Origin of the sequence: Halobacterium jilantaiense, from assembly GCF_900110535.1 — an archaeon.
Taxonomy (GTDB): Archaea; Halobacteriota; Halobacteria; order Halobacteriales; family Halobacteriaceae; genus Halobacterium; species Halobacterium jilantaiense.
Genome location: NZ_FOJA01000001.1, coordinates 647,305 through 665,098 on the forward strand (window position 1 = coordinate 647,305; position 17,794 = coordinate 665,098).

21 protein-coding genes are annotated in these 17,794 nt (G+C 69.6%); 8 read left to right on the forward strand and 13 right to left on the reverse strand.

Annotated elements, in window-relative coordinates:
- Positions 1–100: 100 nt before the first annotated feature.
- A complete protein-coding gene (locus BMW35_RS03375) occupies positions 101–727 on the forward strand; it encodes a cyclase family protein (RefSeq protein WP_089667990.1) in 627 nt (208 codons plus the stop codon).
- A gap of 12 nt (positions 728–739) precedes the next feature.
- On the opposite strand, the gene BMW35_RS03380 is transcribed toward BMW35_RS03375, so the two are convergent.
- On the reverse strand, positions 740–970 hold the full coding sequence (locus BMW35_RS03380) for a DUF8142 family protein (RefSeq protein ID WP_089667991.1): 231 nt from the start codon (positions 968–970) through the stop codon (positions 740–742).
- Between the two features lie 258 nt (positions 971–1,228).
- Here BMW35_RS03380 and BMW35_RS03385 point away from each other — a divergent pair, with 258 nt between their 5' ends.
- Together BMW35_RS03385 and BMW35_RS03390 are read left to right on the forward strand one after the other, a co-directional pair.
- A complete protein-coding gene (locus BMW35_RS03385) occupies positions 1,229–1,531 on the forward strand; it encodes a hypothetical protein (protein ID WP_089667992.1) in 303 nt (100 codons plus the stop codon).
- 44 nt (positions 1,532–1,575) lie between these two features.
- On the forward strand, positions 1,576–2,010 hold the full coding sequence (locus tag BMW35_RS03390; protein ID WP_089667993.1) for a DUF7112 family protein: 435 nt from the start codon (positions 1,576–1,578) through the stop codon (positions 2,008–2,010).
- Positions 2,011–2,022: 12 nt separating this feature from the next.
- On the opposite strand, the gene BMW35_RS03395 is transcribed toward BMW35_RS03390, so the two are convergent.
- Both BMW35_RS03395 and BMW35_RS03400 read right to left on the reverse strand, forming a co-directional pair.
- Complete coding sequence (locus BMW35_RS03395) at positions 2,023–3,948, reverse strand: sensor histidine kinase (protein WP_089667994.1); 1,926 nt, start codon at positions 3,946–3,948, stop codon at positions 2,023–2,025.
- 4 nt (positions 3,949–3,952) lie between these two features.
- Positions 3,953–4,540: a response regulator gene (locus BMW35_RS03400; protein WP_089667995.1), complete on the reverse strand. Its 588-nt coding sequence runs from the start codon at positions 4,538–4,540 to the stop codon at positions 3,953–3,955.
- A gap of 321 nt (positions 4,541–4,861) precedes the next feature.
- Here BMW35_RS03400 and BMW35_RS03405 point away from each other — a divergent pair, with 321 nt between their 5' ends.
- Positions 4,862–5,836, forward strand: coding sequence for a transcription initiation factor IIB (locus tag BMW35_RS03405; RefSeq protein ID WP_089667996.1), 975 nt, complete (start codon positions 4,862–4,864; stop codon positions 5,834–5,836).
- A 72-nt stretch (positions 5,837–5,908) separates the two neighbouring features.
- Here the strand turns inward: BMW35_RS03405 and BMW35_RS03410 are convergent, their stop codons facing one another.
- Positions 5,909–6,457 carry a DUF1684 domain-containing protein gene (locus tag BMW35_RS03410; protein ID WP_089667997.1) on the reverse strand — a complete coding sequence of 183 codons (549 nt, stop codon included), beginning with the start codon at positions 6,455–6,457 and terminating at the stop codon, positions 5,909–5,911.
- Positions 6,458–6,539: 82 nt separating this feature from the next.
- Between BMW35_RS03410 and rtcA the strand changes: the two genes are divergently transcribed.
- The gene (gene rtcA, locus BMW35_RS03415; protein ID WP_089667998.1) at positions 6,540–7,553 is read left to right on the forward strand and encodes an RNA 3'-terminal phosphate cyclase; all 1,014 of its coding nucleotides are present in this window, start codon (positions 6,540–6,542) and stop codon (positions 7,551–7,553) included.
- 27 nt (positions 7,554–7,580) lie between these two features.
- On the opposite strand, the gene BMW35_RS03420 is transcribed toward rtcA, so the two are convergent.
- Both BMW35_RS03420 and BMW35_RS03425 read right to left on the reverse strand, forming a co-directional pair.
- Positions 7,581–8,051: a carotenoid biosynthesis protein gene (locus BMW35_RS03420; RefSeq protein WP_089667999.1), complete on the reverse strand. Its 471-nt coding sequence runs from the start codon at positions 8,049–8,051 to the stop codon at positions 7,581–7,583.
- 42 nt (positions 8,052–8,093) lie between these two features.
- Positions 8,094–9,005, reverse strand: coding sequence for a DUF7261 family protein (locus BMW35_RS03425; RefSeq protein ID WP_089668000.1), 912 nt, complete (start codon positions 9,003–9,005; stop codon positions 8,094–8,096).
- Between the two features lie 154 nt (positions 9,006–9,159).
- Here BMW35_RS03425 and BMW35_RS03430 point away from each other — a divergent pair, with 154 nt between their 5' ends.
- Entirely contained in the window at positions 9,160–10,074 is a 915-nt protein-coding gene (locus BMW35_RS03430; RefSeq protein WP_089668001.1) for a ketopantoate reductase family protein, read from the forward strand.
- 9 nt (positions 10,075–10,083) lie between these two features.
- Here BMW35_RS03430 and BMW35_RS03435 read toward each other — a convergent pair whose 3' ends face one another.
- Positions 10,084–10,707 carry a DUF6663 family protein gene (locus BMW35_RS03435; protein WP_089668002.1) on the reverse strand — a complete coding sequence of 208 codons (624 nt, stop codon included), beginning with the start codon at positions 10,705–10,707 and terminating at the stop codon, positions 10,084–10,086.
- 195 nt (positions 10,708–10,902) lie between these two features.
- Between BMW35_RS03435 and lhgO the strand changes: the two genes are divergently transcribed.
- Complete coding sequence (lhgO, locus tag BMW35_RS03440) at positions 10,903–12,102, forward strand: L-2-hydroxyglutarate oxidase (protein WP_089668003.1); 1,200 nt, start codon at positions 10,903–10,905, stop codon at positions 12,100–12,102.
- A gap of 24 nt (positions 12,103–12,126) precedes the next feature.
- On the opposite strand, the gene BMW35_RS03445 is transcribed toward lhgO, so the two are convergent.
- From BMW35_RS03445 to BMW35_RS03460, 4 genes are read right to left on the reverse strand one after another with little or no spacing between them, the layout of a single operon-like run.
- A complete protein-coding gene (locus tag BMW35_RS03445) occupies positions 12,127–12,558 on the reverse strand; it encodes a hypothetical protein (protein WP_089668004.1) in 432 nt (143 codons plus the stop codon).
- Entirely contained in the window at positions 12,555–13,376 is an 822-nt protein-coding gene (locus tag BMW35_RS03450) for a hypothetical protein (RefSeq protein ID WP_089668005.1), read from the reverse strand. Before BMW35_RS03450 ends, BMW35_RS03445 begins: the two co-directional genes overlap by 4 nt.
- The gene (locus BMW35_RS03455; RefSeq protein WP_089668006.1) at positions 13,376–14,872 is read right to left on the reverse strand and encodes an MATE family efflux transporter; all 1,497 of its coding nucleotides are present in this window, start codon (positions 14,870–14,872) and stop codon (positions 13,376–13,378) included. Before BMW35_RS03455 ends, BMW35_RS03450 begins: the two co-directional genes overlap by 1 nt.
- Entirely contained in the window at positions 14,872–15,471 is a 600-nt protein-coding gene (locus tag BMW35_RS03460) for a TetR/AcrR family transcriptional regulator (protein ID WP_089668007.1), read from the reverse strand. Before BMW35_RS03460 ends, BMW35_RS03455 begins: the two co-directional genes overlap by 1 nt.
- Before the next feature lie 176 nt (positions 15,472–15,647).
- Between BMW35_RS03460 and BMW35_RS03465 the strand changes: the two genes are divergently transcribed.
- Positions 15,648–16,238, forward strand: a complete 591-nt coding sequence (locus tag BMW35_RS03465) for a TetR/AcrR family transcriptional regulator (RefSeq protein ID WP_089668008.1) — start codon at positions 15,648–15,650, stop codon at positions 16,236–16,238.
- Positions 16,239–16,247: 9 nt separating this feature from the next.
- On the opposite strand, the gene BMW35_RS03470 is transcribed toward BMW35_RS03465, so the two are convergent.
- Together BMW35_RS03470 and BMW35_RS03475 are read right to left on the reverse strand one after the other, a co-directional pair.
- A complete protein-coding gene (locus tag BMW35_RS03470; protein WP_089668009.1) occupies positions 16,248–16,679 on the reverse strand; it encodes a zinc ribbon domain-containing protein in 432 nt (143 codons plus the stop codon).
- Between the two features lie 89 nt (positions 16,680–16,768).
- A complete protein-coding gene (locus BMW35_RS03475) occupies positions 16,769–17,701 on the reverse strand; it encodes a winged helix-turn-helix domain-containing protein (protein WP_089668010.1) in 933 nt (310 codons plus the stop codon).
- Positions 17,702–17,794: the final 93 nt, after the last annotated feature.

Genomic DNA, 17,794 nt, shown 5'->3' on the forward strand with positions numbered 1-17,794 from the left:
GGCACGTCGGTCTTAATCCTTCCCCACGGCCGGCGACGGAGGGTAGCGAGCGCGCACGGCGCGGCCTAGGATTCAGGACACTCCCGGCCCTATCGAGTCTATGCGCGACCTCTCGCAGGACCTGACCGCCGGCCAGCCCTACCCCGGTGACCCGCCGGTGCGCGTGACGCCGCACGCGACGATGACCGAGGACGGCTACCGGGTCGCCGAACTCGCCTGCAGCACGCACTCGGGGACGCACGTGGACGCGCCGAGCCACCTGTGCGAGGACGGCGCTTCGCTCGGCGCGTTCGACGTCGCGGACTTCCGATTCGACGCGCGCGTCCTCGATTGTACAGACTTCGGGGACCGCGAGCCGGTTCCCTCCGAGCGCGTCCCGGACACGGACGCCGACCTCCTCCTCGTTCACACGGGATTCGCGACTTACTGGGGCACAGACGAGTACCTCGACCACCCCTACCTCTCGGCGGCGGCCGCCGAGCGCTGCGCGAGCCAGGGGTGCGCCGTCGGCCTCGATGCGCCGAGCGTGGACCCGTCTCCGTCACCGAACGCGAGCGACGACGAGCCAGCCGGCTACCCCGCCCACCACGCGCTGCTCGGTGCCGGCCTGCCGATTCTGGAGAATCTGACGAATCTGGCCGGGCTGCCGGAGCGCGTCACCGTCCACGCGTACCCGCTGCCGGTCGACGCGGACGGTGCCCCCGCCAGGGTCGTCGCCGAGCCCTGAGCGGAGCCCCGGTCACTCCTCGACGGTGCCCTGGCTGCGGATGAATCCGGACTTGAAGCCGATCCAGCCGAGGACGCTGATGAACAGAATCGGCGGGAAGATGACGAACCCCCACAGCGGGTTCAGGCCCCACTTGAGGAGGAGTACGATGTCGGCGATGCCGAGCAGCAGGAACGGCAGGATGGCGAGGCCCGCCTGTTTGCGGCTACCCGAGCCCCCGTCCGTCGGCGTCGGCACGTCCATACACGGCGATTCGCGGGCCACCAGCAAAAGCCAACCGGCTCCCGTCGAACAGCCGTCTCGTTTCCCGTATCACATTCCGTATACGGTGTCGGTTCGGGAGTGGTTCTGAGACGACGCGTCTGTCGGCGTTGAGTCCCCTCAACGCGGCGGTCTCTCGAGCGGACGCGAGCGGTCGTGTTCGCCTCGAGTTTGAAACCGGAGTCCGGCCCGGAACTCGACCCAGCCCTCTTCCGTGCAGCGCCCGATGGGGCGAATAGAATGTCCTGGTTCGACTCGGACTCCTCGACCGCGACCGGTGCGGAATCAGAGGTCGTCCAGGGGCTTCGAGGCGCAACTAGACTCTTCGAGCGGTACGAACTCGCCATCAAGACGGCGCTGGTGTTCACCCTCACGACGGCGTTCGGGCTGGCGTGGCACTCGGTCGCCACCCAGCAGATCGGCAACAACATGAGCGCGCTCCTCGTGTGGTTCTCGCTCATCTTCGCGGCGGGGGCCGCTATCCTCGGCGGCACGGTCAAGCTCTGGGCAGCCGTCCAGGACCGCCGCCGCGACTGGACGTAGACGGGACCGCGAGCGTTTTCACCGACGCGCTCGGAGTAGGGCGCGTGAGCGAGTACGTCACCCACGAGAGCCTGCTATCGGTCGTGGGCACGGTCGAGCGCGCGGGCGGCACGCGCCGTCTGGAGGTCCGGCTGCCAGCTGACAGCGACGCGTCGTTCCCGGTCGGAGACGTGGTTCGAGTCGTTCTCGGCGGCAGCGAGCATCGGGCGCGCGTCGACCAGACTGCCGACGGGACGCCCGTGTTCAGGGGAGCCTACGACACGCCGAGTCAGGCCCGCGACCCGGGCGCTGCGACGAACCGGCTCGGCGAGTGGGTCGAGGACGTGGGTCTGGAAGCCGGTCGGTCGGTCCACGTCGACGTCGTCGAGGCGGAGTTCAAGTACGGCGTACGGGCACCGGGCGCAGACGCGACCTACGAGTCGACCGGCCGGCCCGACCCCGGACTGGCGGACATCGCGGCGTCGCTCGACGACGAGTAGCTGCGGCGTCGGTCAGTCGAGGATACTGGCCTCAGTGACCTCGAAGCGCGCGCCGCGGTCGCCGTCGGTCGGCACCGCGTCGACCCGCCAGTCGTGGGCTTCGGCGATTTCCCGGACGATGGCCAGCCCGAAGCCCGTGCCGTCGTCCGTGGACGTGAACCCGCGTTCGAAGACGTTGTCCAGAGAGTCCTCGGGGATGCCCGGTCCGTCGTCTTCGACCGCGAAACCGTCCGGTAGCGCGGAGACGGTAACGGTGACGCCGTCACTCCCGTCTCCGACGGCGTCTGGGCGGGCCTGCGAGTCAGGACTCGTCGAGCCGTGCTCGACGGCGTTCCGGAAGAGATTCTCGAAGAGTTCCAGGAGGCGGCCGTGGTCGGCCTCGACGCGCGCGCTGTCGACCTCGAAGCGGACGGTCGACTCCGGCGCGTCCACAGAGCTCCAGGCGTCGCTGGCGGCGTCCGCGAGTGACACCGGCTCGGTCTCGTCGACGAGGCGGCCCTGGCGGGCGAGCGCGAGCACGTCCTCGACGAGCGAATTCATGCGGTCCAGAGCGTTCGCCGCCCGGTCGAAGTGCTCCGGGTCACCGGTCTCTCGCGCCAGGTCGAGGCTCCCCGAGGCGACGTTCAGGGGGCTGCGGAGGTCGTGGCTGACGACGCCCGCGAACTGGTCGAGGCGCTCGTTCTGGCGTTCGAGTTCCCGCTCGCGCTCCTTGCGTTCGGTGATGTCGCGGATGGACGCCAGCACGGCTGGCTCCCCCTGGTAGGTGATGATTGTCGTGGAGAACTCACAGTGACGGACATCGCCGTCGGGCCGCTGGACGCGCGCCTCGAACGTCTCCTGGTCGCCGACCTCCGCCGCGCCGTCGGCGACCGTCGTGAGCTTCTCGTGGTCACCGGGGTGGACGACGTCACGGACGTCGATATCGAGGATGGTGTCCTCGTCGCGACCGAACAGCTCGGTGCCACGCGGGTTCACGAAGTCGTAGCCGTCGTCGCGGTGGATGGTGACGGCGTCGTGGCTCTGCTCGATGACGGTCCGGTACTTCTGTTCGCTCTCCCGGAGCGCCTGGTCGGACCAGAGCCGGCTGAGTGTCTCCCCGACGTGGGACATCAGGAGTTCGGCGAGTTCGGCGTCCCGCTCGGAGAACGCGGCTTCGCGCTCGGCGGCCGCCTGGAACACGCCGATGCCCTGAATCGGGACGCTGAGCAGCGACCGGTAGGCGTCGTTGGCGGGTTCGGCGACCTCGTGGTCGGTCACGTCGTCGACGATGATGCGCTTGTCGTCCTGATAGGTCTGTCCGGCGATACCCTCGTCGTCCGGCCGCCGGATGGAGTCCTCGGAGTCCAGTCCGGTCGAGAGTGCGACCGGGACGAGATAGCCGTCGCGCGCCACGTCGATGCCACAGATGTCGAACTCGAGGATGTTCTCCGCGGCGTCGATGGCGAGATGGTAGATGGACTGTTCTTCCTCGCAGCCGACCATCTGAGCGGCGATGCTGTGGAGTTTGCGGAACTGGCGGCGTTCGACTTCGAGGTCCGCGTCCAGGTCGCGGTTGTCGGCCTCTGCCTCGAGTTTCCCGGCGGCGAGCGCGACCGTGCTGCCGACGGCGAGGAGGGTGTCGGTGTCCGACGAGTCGACGGAGTCGTCCGCAGCGAATGCGAGCGTGCCGTGGCGGTCGTCGCCGTCGCTCAGGGGGACGTGGTATTCGCGGCCCGGGTCTGCGTCGACTGTCTCGACGTGCTCCGCGTCCGGCGGCGTTTCCGGCGGGTCTGGGTCCTCGATACCCGCCGTGGCCTCGACGCCGGGTCCGTAGACGTACGCGTAGTCGGGGCCGCTGTCGACGACCGCACGGCAGACCGCCTCGTGTAACCCAGTGACACAGTCGGCCCTGTGGGCCGCCCCGCGAACGTTCGAGAGCAAGCGCCGTTCGTGAGTCATTCGGTCAGTCGCTGCCGGTCTGGCCGTTCGGGAGGTCGCGGAACGCCACCCGGAAGTCGTCGTGGCCGAAGTCGGTCACCGTCTCGTTGATTTGCTCGCGGAGGTTCTCGATGCGGTCGACGAGGTTGTCGTAGGAGTCGTCGAGTTGGACGCTGCCGTCCTCCGCTTCCGATTCGAGGAGGGCGCGCTTCGACATCAGGGAGTACAGCTCCTGGAGTTTGTCGTCGTACTTCGAGCGGTCGAGTAAGGTCTCGACGGTGGCCTTGAGGTCCTCGCGGTCGACCGGTTTCAGCAGGTACTCGTCGAAGCCGAGTTCGACGACGTCCGTGTTCGGACGGACGCCGGTAACCATCGCGACACGGCACTCGTACTCCGCGTTCCGGATGCGTTCGAGGACATCTTCCCCGGAGAGCCCAGGCATGCGACGGTCGAGTAAAACTACGTCGACGTCGTCAGTGTCGAGGGTGTCGAGCGCCACGGTACCCGTCGTAGCAGTCACGACGTTGTACTCGTCGCCAAGCCACGCTGCGTAGACGTCCGTGAGCGCCTCGTCGTCGTCCACCACCAAAACTTCCGCCACTTCGTCGGTCATACAAGCGGTTCCTTGCGATACGTGTCGAACCTGCCAAGTTAAAGGTTTCTCCCTGAGTCTCAGTTCGTCGGACGTGGCGGTCACGACGGAGCGGTACCACCCGAGAATTAAGTTAAAAGGCTTTCGCTGATTGGGGTTACCTGAACGTAATCCTTTGGCTGGCCAAAAAACCCATTAATCGTGTAGAATAGCTCCTATCAGACGCGTTCTCGGCATGAGAACTAACCACACGACCGCGAAACATTTATATGCTTGTCGCTATTACTTTGCATCACAACGAGCCGGGCGGGGAGTCGGTTGTTGCCCGGCGCTTCAACCATAATGAGTGACAGTACAATCCGAACCTACAGCAGTGACCAGCGCCAGACAGAGAACGAATCCACGTCGACGACCGACGAGAGCGTCCTGACCTGCCCCGAGTGCGGCGGGCAGGTCGTCGACGACGAGGAGCACGGCGAATCAGTCTGCGTCGAGTGCGGGCTGGTCGTCGAGGAGGACGGCATCGACCGCGGGCCGGAGTGGCGCGCGTTCGATTCCAAAGAGAAAGACCAGAAGTCCCGCGTGGGCGCGCCGACGACGAACATGATGCACGACAAGGGGCTGTCGACGAACATCGGCTGGCAGGACAAAGACGCCTACGGCAACAGCCTCTCGTCCAACCAGCGTCAGAAGATGCAGCGGCTGCGCAAGTGGAACGAGCGCTTCCGCACCCGCAACAGCAAGGAACGCAACCTCAAGCAGGCCCTCGGCGAAATCGAACGCATGGCCTCCGCGCTCGGCCTCCCGAAGGAGGTACGCGAGACGGCGTCGGTCATCTACCGCCGCGCGCTCTCCGAGGACCTCCTCCCCGGCCGCAGCATCGAGGGCGTCGCCACGGCTGCCCTCTACGCGTCGGCCCGCCAGCTGCAGACGCCGCGCTCCATCGACGAGGTGGCGAACGTCAGCCGCATCGACGAGATGGAGTTCAAGCGCACGTACCGCTACATCGTGCGCGAGCTGAGCCTTGAGGTCGCGCCCGCGGACCCCTCGCAGTACGTCCCGCGGTTCGCCAGCGAACTCGACCTCCCGGACGAGGTCGAGCGTCGCTCCCGGGAACTCCTCGAGAACGCCCAGAAGGACGGCGTCACGTCCGGGAAGTCCCCGGTCGGCCTCGCCGCGGCGGCCATCTACGCGTCCAGCCTGCTCACCAACCACAAGGTGACCCAGAGCGAGGTCAGCGACGTCACGGACGTCAGCGAGGTCACCATCCGGAACCGCTACCAGGAGCTCCTGGAAGCGACCGAAGCGGCCGCCTAGAACCGTGTCGAGCGCTCTACTCGGTACACTCGTCTAATTCTCTCTACGCCGGACGCCGCCACGCAGCGACAGCTACGCGTAGTTCCGTTCGCCGGCCTCGACAGCGACGGGTACGTGGTTGTCCGACGGAGGCACTGCACACGCGAAGTTGTCGCTGTACGCGCAGAAGGGGTTGTACGCGAGGTTGAAGTCCAGCGCGATGGGGTCGCCGTCGTCGGCGTCCGCTGGGTCGACGTCCAGGTATCGGCCGCGGTCGTAGGTCGCGTCATCGTTCGTTGCGTCCGTGAACGGGACGAAGAGCGTGTCTTCGCCCTCGACGTGGAACGCCGTCAGGGTGTAGTGGTCGCCGTCGAGGTCGAAGCCGAGGACGGCGGCCCGCGTGTACTCCGCGGGCGGCCCCTGCGTCGTCTCCAGTTCGACGGACTCGGTGTCCGTGACCGCGCTGTACTTCGCCGTCACTCGGAACTCGGGGTCGGGGTCGAAGTAGTCGAGGCCGTCGAAGCCCTCGCGGTCCTCGGGCGGAATCGGCGACTGGTCGTGGCTGCCGAAGAAGTCGTCTTTCTCCGCGCGGAACTCGCGGACGCGCTCCCGCCACTCGGCCTCGTCGAAGTCCTCGTTCATGGGTGCAGTGTCTCGGCCGACCACCCTAACTGTGGCGACGCGGACGGACACCCTTTTGACTGGTCCAGTCCCTGGTGTAGGTATGCACGTTCTCGACGGGAGTTCCGGTGGCGGTCAACTCGTCCGCACGGCGCTGTCGTGCGCGGCGGTCTCCGGAGAGCCCTTCCGGATGCGGTACGTGCGGCGCGCCCGGTCGAACCCCGGGCTGCAGGCCCAGCACTGCGCCGCTATTGAGGCCGTCGCCGACATCTGTGACGCAGCGACAGAGGGAGTCGAAGTCGGCTCGGAGGCGTTCACATTCGAGCCGCGTGTGGCAGCCGAAGAGGCCGACGAGGAGGAGCCAGTACTCGGCGGGTCGACGAGCGTCGAGGTCGGAACGGCGGGCTCCGTCCCGCTGGTGTTCGACGCGCTGCTGCCGGTGGCGACCGCCCTCGAGGAGCCGATCGAGGCGTCGCTCACGGGCGGGACGGACGCGAAGTGGGCTCCGCCGTTCGACTACTTCCGGCACGTGAAGCTGCCGCTGCTCCGCGAGCACGGCCTCGAAGCCGAGGTCTCGGTCGACCGCCGCGGGTTCTATCCGCGCGGCGGCGGCGAGGCGACGTTGACGGTCCATCCCTCGGAGTTCGCCCCGCTCTCGCTCACGGAGCGCGGCGCTCGCGAGTCCCTGACCGCGTACTCCGTGGCGGAGGCGTCGCTGGCCGAAGACGACGTCGCGGAGCGGCAGGCCGAGGCGGCCGCGCCGGACGCGACTCACGAAATCGAGTACGCAGAGGCGGACTCGGTCGGGTCGGCCGTCGTGCTCGCCGCGGAGTACGAGCAGTCCCGCGCGGGCTTCACGGGTCTCGGCGACCGCACGACGTCCGCCGAGGAAGTCGGTGAGGCGGCCGCCGAGGCGTTCGCCGAGTTCGAGGACGGCGACGCCGCGGTCGACGGCCACCTCGCAGACCAGCTCGTCCCGATTCTCGCGGTCGCCGGCGGCGAGGTGCGTGCGCCCGAGGTGACGACACACGTGGAGACGGTTGTCGACCTGCTCGGGGAGTTCGGCTACGACGTGACTGTCGAGGACGACGGCGACGCGGTCGTCATCTCGGCCTGACGCGCGGCCGACGCTTCGCGGACGCTCTCAGAGGAACAGCGACGCCAGTCCAGCGGTCGCGCCGGCGACGGCGAGCCAGCCGGCGAAGTTCCACCAGGGGACACCCCGGTAGGCCGGCCCGCCGAGGTCGGTGTGGTACGTCCAGTGGCCGTCCGCGACGCCCTTGGGGTCGGCGGCGACGTCGTAGCCGGTCGCGAGCACGGCAGCGAGTGCGACCGCGAGCCAGCCCTCGACCGCGAGCAGCGCGAACCGGTAGGCGACGTAGACGGTGCCGGTCCAGCCGGCGAGCACGTACAGCGGCACGCCGAGCAGCTTCGGACCGACGTGGTGTTCCAGCCAGCCGAGCTGAATCACGACGAGTTCCGCGGCGTACGCGACTGCTGCGCCGCCGACGAACAGCGCGAGCGTCGCGTCCAGCGGCCACGTGACGACGGCGGTGGCGAGCGCGACGGCCCAGAGGGCGAGCACGCTCGCGACGAAGGTGCGCGTGTTCGGCATACGGGAACGGCGTCGGCCCACGCTAAAAGTCGGTCGGTGCGCTCACTGGGTGAGCGTGTCGTTGCCGGGTGCGTCCTCGGGCGCGAGCGCGACCGGGGACTCGTAGGTCACCGACGACCGGTGGACCGTGACGTCGACGGTGGCACGGTAGATGGCGGGCCGCGTGGTCGGGGCGTCCGTCGCGAAGGCTCCGAGTTCGCGGTCGACGAACAGCTGGTAGCGGCCGGTCGCCCGGTCGCCGTCGCTGACGGTCACGTCGAAGGGGGCGTCGACGCCGGCGGCGAACGTGACGCCGGCGTCCGACCCGTTCACCGTCCCCTCGGTGAGGTCGACGGCGACGGTAGCGTCGTCGTGGGGGATAGTGACGGTGCTGCCGTTCTCGGTGACGGTGACGGTGGCGTCGCCGGAGCCGTCGTCGGCCACGTCGACGCGCCAGTAGTCGCCGTCGCCGTCCGAGACGTTGACCGACACCGGTGAGGTCGAGGCAGGGTCGGCGACCACGACGAACCGACGGACGCCGGAGACGTCGCCAGCGACCATCCACGCGGTGGCACCGTCGTCGGCGGTGAACGCTCCCGCAGTCTCCTGAACGATGCGGGTGCCGTTGGTCGCGGCACGCAGTTCGACGGCGGTCACCGTTCCGTCCGCGGCAGTGAGGCGGCTGGCGTTCGCGTCCCACGCGACGACGCCGGCCCGGAGCGCATCGTCCAGCGTGGCGTAGTCGGTGTCGTTGTGCCGGTTCGTCTCGGCGAGGAGGCCGCCGACGCCCTCGGTGACCGCGCCCTCGAAGGCGAGCGCGTCGTCGGCGGCGTCGGGGTTCCGCGTAGCGAGGTTCTCCGTGAACACGACGGCGTTGAGGACGAGCGCGAGCGCGACGAACGCGACGGCGAGGCCGAGCGCCGCGACGAGCAGCATCTGGCCGCGGTCCCCGTCGCGGTCGTCCCCCTGAGGCATGCCCGGTGGGAGGCTCTACGGGGGGAAAAGCGTTACCGCGCTCGCGGCGAGCCTTCTGGTGTCGTCTCGGGGAGCCGTCCAGACGGCTGCCGTCGCCCGCGCGCCGGCCTCCACGACCCCACCACTATTTGTGCGGGCTGGCGTAGGCCGGGGCATGCACGTGGTGGTACAGGGGTCGGGGTCGCTGGGGTCGCTGGTCGGTGGGCTGCTCGCCGCGGCCGGCGAGGACGTGACGCTGCTCGGGCGACCGGGCGACCACTTGGAGCGGGTCGCTGCCGAGGGGCTGGTCGTCGAACACCCGGACGGCGGCGAGACGACGACCCGTCCGGCCACCGCGACGGACCCGGCGGCCGCGGCGGACGCCGACCTCGTGGTCGTCTGCGTGAAGAGCTACGACACGGACACGGCCGCCGAGGCGCTCGCGGGCCACCTGACCGGGGGCGCGGTCCTGACTCTCCAGAACGGCCTCGGGAACGCCGAGGCGCTCGCCGAGTCCGTCGGGGACGCCGCCGTCCTCGCGGGGACGACGACCCACGGTGCCGTCCTCGAAGCGCCCGGGGTCGTCCGGCACGCGGGCGAGGGCGAGACGACCGTCGGCCGGTACGCCGGCGCGACCGACGCGTTCGTGCGCCGAGTCGCCGACGCGCTCTCGGCGGCCGGTCTGGACGCGTCGGTGACCGACGACCCGGAGCGCGCGGTCTGGACGAAGGTGCTGGTGAACGCCGGCATCAACGCGGCGACGGCGCTCGCTCGCGTGCCGAACGGCGCGCTCGTCGGGGACGAAGCGGGCGAGCGGCTGCTGGAGCGCGCCGTCACCGAGGGTGTCGCCGTGGCGCGGGCCGAGGGCGTCGACGTTCCCGGGGACGTCGTCGAGCAGACCCGGTCGGTGGCGCGGCGGACGGCGTCGAATCACTCCTCGATGCGCCAGGACCTCGACCGCGGCTCCCGGACCGAGGTCGAGGCGCTGCACGGCGCGCTCGCTGCTCGGGCGCGCGAGCACGGCGTCGATGCGCCCGTCCTCCGGACGCTCGCTGACCTCGTCCGGCTCGCAGAAGGGAACGAGAACTAGTCGGCGGCGTCAGCTCGTCTCCAGGTCGACTTCCGCGGGACGCGGGCAGTCGTACGTGTCTCGGACGGTGTCCGCGAGCACGGAGTCCCGGTGGAGCACGAGGTAGACGACGACGAAGTCGTGGTCGATGGGGTCGAAGACGAACACCTCGTGGGCGTCGTCGTCCTCCTCGTCGAGCCGGTCTATCAGCGGCTCGACGGGGAGCGCACCCGTCCGTATCTCGTCGAAAACGTCGCGCTCGCCGGGCTGCTGGGCGAACGCGTAGACCGCGCCGTTCGGCTCGTTGTCGGTGCTGAACGTCGGGCGACCGGTGACGCCGAGGCCCTCCTGGTGGGCTTCCTCCATCGTCTCCAGCGCGGCCTCGAAGAGCCCGGAGACGCCCCGGGCGAACGTGAACAGCGTGCGCTTCTGGACGTCCACGGACTCGAATCGCGCGTCGCCGTCGTCCCAGACGAGTGTCGCGTCGACGAGGTAGCCGGGTCGGAGCGCGGCGACAGCGTCGGCGAGGTCGCCGTCGTAGCCGTCGGCGGCGACCCGTACTGGCTCGTGGTCGGCGCGGTCCAGCAACAGGAAGCCGTCGCGGTCGGGCGCGTCACCGAGTACCCGGTGTTGACCGGCCGTCGTGGTCTGCATACTCCGTGATAGCGCGGGCGTGGGGAAAAGGCCGTCCGTCCGCTCGCGCCGGCGTGCCTCTGACAGCCGCCATCTTTGGTTCGGGCGACTGACGTAAACGGCTCTGGCTACCGGAAACAGTTTCCTTGTTTACAACCGAGTATAACAACTCCGTGGTCCGTAACGTACTCCACGCCGGCGTGCGACACGGCGACCATGGAACACGACGTCGTGGTCGTCGGCGGCGGCTGTGTCGGCGTCTCGACGGCCTACCACGTCGCCGGGAGAACCGACCTCGACGTCGCGCTGGTGGAGAAAGAACACCGCCTCGCGGCCCACCAGAGCGGCCGGAACTCGGGTGTCCTCCACCCGGGGTTCAACTACGAGCCCGGCACCCGGAAAGCAGAGTTCGCCGTCGAGGGCACGCGCCGGATGAAGGCGTTCTGCGACGAGCACGGCGTCCCCTGCGAGGAGGTCGGCGTGGTCGTCGCGGCGCGCTCCGACGCCGAGGTGCGTCGGCTCGACGACCTCGCCGCGCAGGCCGACGCGAACGGCGTCGACGCGACCGTCGTGGACGGCGAGCGCCTCCGCGAACTGGAGCCGCACGCGGCCGGTCGCGAGGCCCTGCACTGTCCCGAGGCGGCGTCCGTCGACGCCCAGCAGTACGTCTACGCGCTCGCCCGGGAGGCCCGCGAGCGCGGCGTCACGCTCCACCTCGACACCGAAGTCGCGTCGCTGGACCGGACCGCGGGCGGGTACAGCGTTCGCACGGACTCGGGCACCATCGACGCCGGCGTGGTCGTGAACGCCGCGGGCCTGCACGCCGACCGGCTGGCGCACTCGGTCGGCGTCGGCGAGCGGTACCACGTCGTGCCGTTCCGCGGCGAATACTACGAGCTTCCGCCGGACCGCCGGGACCTGGTGAACTCGATGGTGTACCCGACGCCGGACCCAGAGTTGCCGTTCCTCGGCGTCCACTACACGCGCCGGACGGACGGCTCGGTTATCGTCGGCCCGAACGCCGTCCTCGCGTTCGGCCGGGAGGCCTACGAGAACACTGACGTGGACCTCGACGACCTCCGCGACGCGCTCTCCTACGAGGGGTTCTGGCGGCTGTTCGCCTCCCCGAAGATGCTGCGGGTCGCCGCCGCCGAACTCGGCACGTCGTTCTCGAAGGCGCGGTTCGCGGCGGCGGCGAGAAAGCTCGTTCCGGCTGTCACCGAATCCGACCTCGCGCCGAGCTACGCGGGCGTCCGAGCGCAGGTCGTCTCCCGGGGCGGCGACCTCGTGAAGCAGCCGGTGTTCGTCGAGGACGACGACCGCGGCGTCCACGTCCTGAACGCCGTCTCGCCGGGGCTAACGTGTTCGCTGCCGTTCGGCGACCACCTCGCCGAGCGCGTCGAAGCGATGGCGTGACCGCACTCGCCGGGACCACGCCGACTACTGCGAGAGCCGTCCAGACAGCGCCCGGAGACAATACCGGATCGGACCGTGCCTGAACCGGCCAGCGACCGCTGCGGCGGCGTCGGGGTCCGGAGCCGCGGGGTCGAGGCCGCCCTCGCGAATCGACCGGTCGACGGCCGCGAGGAGCGACTCGGTGGCGGCCACCGCCGCGTCGAGCGACCGGCTCGTGTCCGCGAGGAACGTCTGCTCGGCGTCGCACGCCACGACGAGCAGTAGGCGGTAGACGACCCCCGTCTCGGGTCCGTTATCTTCGCCGCTCGCGGCCTCGGCGTCGGCCGAGTCGCCGCGAAGCCGGACTAGCAGCGGGTCGTCCGCGGACCGCGCGAACTCCGCGCAGAGCGTCTCCCGTCGCCCCCGCGACGCCTGCGTCGACCAGCCGACGGGCAGGCTGACGGTGGCCGCAGTCATCGCTGCGGGCTGCTCGCCGCCGCGTGCCGGTCGCTCGCCCGCGCGAGGCGTCGCACGCCCTCGGCGTCGATGTCCGTGCGGAGTTCGCGGAGCCGGCGGCTGGCCTCCGCGTGCCGGTCGTCGGCCGCCTCGCGGAGTGCGGCGTCGTCGACCCGGAACGGGAACTCGACGCTCGTCTGGTGGACCGCGTCTCGGAACTGCCTGAGCCCCCGGGCCGTGGCGAAGTCGCGAGCGGCCGCCGCGAGGCTGTCGGCCGCGTCGTGGTCGGTACCGCTCAGCGAGACGCCGAGGCGTACCGCCGCGTCGGCGACGCTACCGACCGTCTGCTCGACGAGCGCGGTCGGGCCGGTGTCGGAGTCGACTGGGCCGGCGAACGCCGAACTGAAGCCAGCGCGAATCGACTCCAGGGCGTCGGTGAGGACCGTGACTCCGTCGTCGGGGGCGGACCGGGGCAGCGACTGGAGTTCGAGGAACGCCATCGCGTGGAGGTAGTCCCCGGCCAGCAGCGCGGCCGACTGGTTCGTGGCATCGAGCGTCGTCCGGTCGTCCGGCCGGTCCGCCAGGAGCGAGGCGCGCAGCCGGCAGTACCCCCGGAGCAGCTCCACCGAGACCGCCGCTGGCAGCACGGCGTCAGAGCGAGGGGGGTCGGCCACGGCGTCGTGGCTGACCGCGACGAGGCGTCCGTACCACCGGTCGCCGAGGTCCTCGACGGACCGCCGGGCGACAGACAGGCACTCGCCGCTGGCGTCGGCCAGCGCGTCCGCGACGCCGTCGTCGACGGCTGCTCGCCCGAGCGCCCCGCGGGGGCGTCCCGTCATCAGTCACCCCCGGCCGGCTGTTCGGTGCCGGTGTCGCCCGATTCGATGTCAGGCCCGCCGGCGTCGTCGGTGAGGTCGGTGTCCCGCCACGTCCCCCGGCGGTAGAGGCCGTAGGCGACGACCGCTCCGACGACGTTCGAGACGCCGAACGACAGCCAGATGCCGGTCTCGCCGAGCGGCCCGGCGGTGAGCCACGCGACCGGGAACCGGACGATGCCGAGCGTGAACACCGAGATGGCGGCCGCCGTCAGCGTCTTGCCGGCACCCCGGAAGCTCCCGGTGTAGGCCCGCATGATGCCGATGAAGCCGAACGTCAGTGCGACGTACCGGAGGAACTGCGCGCCCACCTCGACGACGCGGGCGGTGTCCGCCTGCCCGGCACCGACGAACACCGACACGATGGGCTCGGGGTACGCGAACACGACGAGGCCGGCGACGGCGAGCACGGCGAACAGCACCTTCGCGGCGAGGCCGGCGGCGCGTTCGGCCCGCTCCGGCTTGCCGGCCCCCATGTTCTGCCCGGTCATCGTCTCGACGCCCCGGGCGACCGCGATCGCCGGCAGGAAGACGACCGAGAACACGCGCGTGCCGATGCCGTAGGCGGCGACCACGGGGTCGGGGAACGAGGCGACGATGAACAGCAGGAGGTTCATCGAGAGCGCGCGCCCCGTCCCCTCGATGGAGGCGGGGAGGCCGATGCGGGCGATTCGCTTGAGCGCGCCGAACTCCGGCACCATGTCGCGGAGGCGGAGCTGGACGCCGCGGGTGCCCCGGAACATGACGACGAGCCCGACGACTAGCGCCACCGCGCGGGAGAACACGGTGGCGATTGCGGCCCCCTGAATGCCGAGTTCGGGGAACGAGACGGTGCCGACCAGCGGCGCGTTCTCGACGACGGTCCACCCGAAGATGAGGAACGGGTCGATGACGATGTTCAGGACGACGGAGCCGAACATCACGAGCATCGGCGTGATGGTATCGCCGTAGCCACGCATCAGCGCGACGAACACCGCGAACCCGAACATCGCCGCGAGCCCGAGCGAGACGACTTCCATGTAGTCCGTCGCCAGCGGCAGGACGTCGGCGCTCGCCCCCATCAGCGAGAGGAAGTCCTCGACGAAGACGTAGCCGACGCCGCCGAGCAGCAGCGACGCCAGCACGGAGAACGTCACCGTCTGGGAGGCTGCGTGGTCGGCTTTCCGTTCCTCGCCAGCGCCCGTGTACTGGGCGACGAGGACGCTGCCGGCGACGGAGATGCCCATGCCCAGCGAGATGAGCAGGAAGACCATCGGGAACGCGAAGCTGATGGCGGCGAGCGCGTCGGTGCTGTACTGCCCTAGCCAGAAGGTGTCCGCGAGGTTGTACGCGGTCTGGAAGAGGTTGGTGACGACGATGGGCATCGCCAGGAAGAACAGCGGCTTCCCGATGCCGCCCGAGGTCAGGTCGAACTCCTCCGGGCCCTTGAACAGCGCGCTGACGCGGCTTCGGAGCCCCATCAGTGGACCGCCTCCGTTGCGTCGTCGGCCGTGAGGTGGGCTTCGACGTACTCGACTGTCGCCGCCGTGAGGCGATCCCGGGAGCAGTCGGTGGCCGTGCTGCGGGCGTGGACGCCGACGGCCGCCGTCACGAGGGCGTCGGCGGCGGCATCCGGGTCGACGCTGTCGGCGAACGCGCCGGTGTCGACGCCGTCGGCGACGGCGTCGCGGACGTGCGCGGTGAGCGCGTCCTCGAACCGGTGAAGTTGGGCGCGGACGTCGGCGTCGTACGGGGCTTGCGCGCTCACTTCGAGCATCGCGAGGCAGAACGCCCGGTCGCGTCCGTCTCGGTCGCCGGCGGCGCTCGCGTCGAACAGCGCCCGGATGTGTTCGATGGGCGTCTGTCCGTCGGCCGCGTCGAGGCGGTCGGTGTACTCGTCGTAGAGGTGGTCGAGGAGCGCAGCGAACAGCGTCTCGCGGTCGTCGTAGTGGTAGTGAATCGACGCCTTGCTGCGGTTCGCTTCCGCGGCCACGTCCCGGAGCGTGAGGTCGGCGTACCCGTGCCGGCAGAGCGCCCGGTACGTCGCGTCGAGGAGGTCGGTCGCTGGGTCGTCGTGCATGACGGTGCTTGGTCTACTTACTGATTAGTAAGTCAAAAGCCTTTGGCTCCGGGAACCGAGTAGATTCGACGTTCGAGCGCGCTGTGGCGACGAAAGCGGCTGAACGCCGCGTACACTTGAGCGGGGACTGACCACGTTCAAAACCGTTATCTGACCGCGGGCGAACTCGGTACACAATGGGCGACCCCTCGAACGAGGAGTTCTCCGAGGCCGAAGCGGAGGTGATGCGGGCCACCTACCGGGCGCTCCGCGAACACGGGTACGCCGAGCTGACTGTCAAGCGCATCGCCGAGGAGTACGGGAAGTCGACCGCGGCTATCCACTACCACTACGACACGAAAGAAGACCTGCTGGCGGCGTTCCTCGATTTCATCCTCGACCAGTTCGTCGAGACGATTCGGGACGTCGAGACCACCGACCCCGAGGAACGGCTGACGCTGCTGCTGGACGAACTGCTCGTCAAACCCCAGTCGAACCAGGACCTCTCGGTCGCGCTGCTGGAGATGCGGAGTCAGGCACCGTACAAGGAGGCGTTCCGGGAGCGCTTCCGCCAGAACGACGAGTACGTCCGGTTCATGCTGAAGGCGGTCGTCAACCACGGCATCGACGAGGGCGTGTTCCGGGACGTCGACGCCGACCGGGTGACGCGCTCGCTGATGACCATCGTCGACGGGGCACGCACGCGAGCGGTCGTCCTCGGCGACCCGTCGGCGCTGGAGACCGCCAGAGAGACCGCCAGCGAGTACGTCGACGCGGTACTCCGGTAGCGGGCTGGGTTACCGAGACTCGTCGTCGAGTTGGGGCGCTGCGTGCGCGTCCTCGTCCGGTAGTTCCGCCGTACACCAGTGGCAGAACTCCAGGTCCGTGTCCACTTCTTTCCCGCAGTTCGGACAGTGCGAGAGTTCGCCGTCGGGGGTGACGGTGGCCTTGGCGACAGCGTTGTGGACGTACGCGAGCAGGTACGCGTCGGCGACGCTGAGCGAGGTGACGACGAGGACCGGCAGGAGTTCGACGAGGTCGAACGCCTCGCCCGATGCGGCGGCGTCCAGTGCCGCGGGGTCGACGAGGAAGTAACTCACACCGAGTACGACCGCCAACCACCCGAGGGCGCGCCGCCACCGGCGGAGGTAGAGGTGGCCGAGTCCGGTGGCGAGCACCGACAGCAGTGCCGCCAGCCACGGCCGTTTCTGTGACAGCGTTCGGTTCACAATTCTACTTACTGGTTAGTAAGTAATAAGCCTTCTTCCCGGTTCTCGACGCGCACGGGACGACCAGACAGTGCCGGCGGCCCGGCCAGTCAGACAGTCGCGGTGCGGTCGCCGTCAGAGCCACAGCGGCGTTCGGTGTCGACGACGCGGAGGTCGCCGTCGAGCGTGACCGTCAGCGTCTCGTCGCCGAGCGTGATGCCGACCACGGCCCGGTCTCGGTCGGGGTCGTAGCTGGTCGTCTCGTCGGTCACGCACCACGGCAGCGTCCAGTGGACGGTGCTGGTGAGGTCGACGCCGTGGTCCGCGTGGAACGCCACGACGGTCGAGTCGTCGAGCAGCGAGAGGCCGACGGGCGAGGAAACGGTGTGCTGGCACTGCTCGCAGGTGTGGTCGACGCGCACGTCGAGGTCGAGGCGGTCCTCGTCGTCGGGCGTGATGTCGGTCGCCATCCGGCCGCCGCACTCGGGGCAGACGCCGTCGGCGGCGAGGCAGTGGAGGTGGCGGACGCGCTGGTCGAACGCGCTCGCGACCTCGGCGTCCGTGCGGTCCCGCAGGCCCCCCGGCGGGAACGCGTACCGGCCGTAGGTCGTCCCGCAGGCCGAACACCGGACACCGAGCCGCTCGTCGCTGTACCGGCCTTCGAGGGCTGCGCCGCAGTCGAAGCACTCGCCGTCGACGGGGAATTCCAGGCTCACTCGGTCGGTGAAGGTGCCCGCGAGGATGGCGCGGACGACCTTCTCGCCGGCGTACTGGAACTCGTAGCCGTCGTCGGTCGAGCGCACGAAGTGGTCGGTGAGCTTCGAGAGGTGGTAGTTGAACTGCGCGGAGTCCCGCATGCCGACGCGCTTGCGCAGCGCGGAGAACGCCACCGGCTGCTCGGGGGCGCGCCAGAGCGCCTGCAGGATGTCGATTCGGGTCTCGTTCCCGAGGAGGGCGAACGCCTCGGCCGGCGGCAGTCCGTCTTCGGGGTCGGGGACGGCCGCCGACAGGTCGGCCTCGGGCGTCTGCTCTGAACCGCTCATGCCCGAACTGTGGTGAGCGCGCCGGATAATGGTTCCCGCAAACGAATTTCTGTAAGTTCGCTGTTACGAGAAGGCAGTTCTCTGGCCACCGAT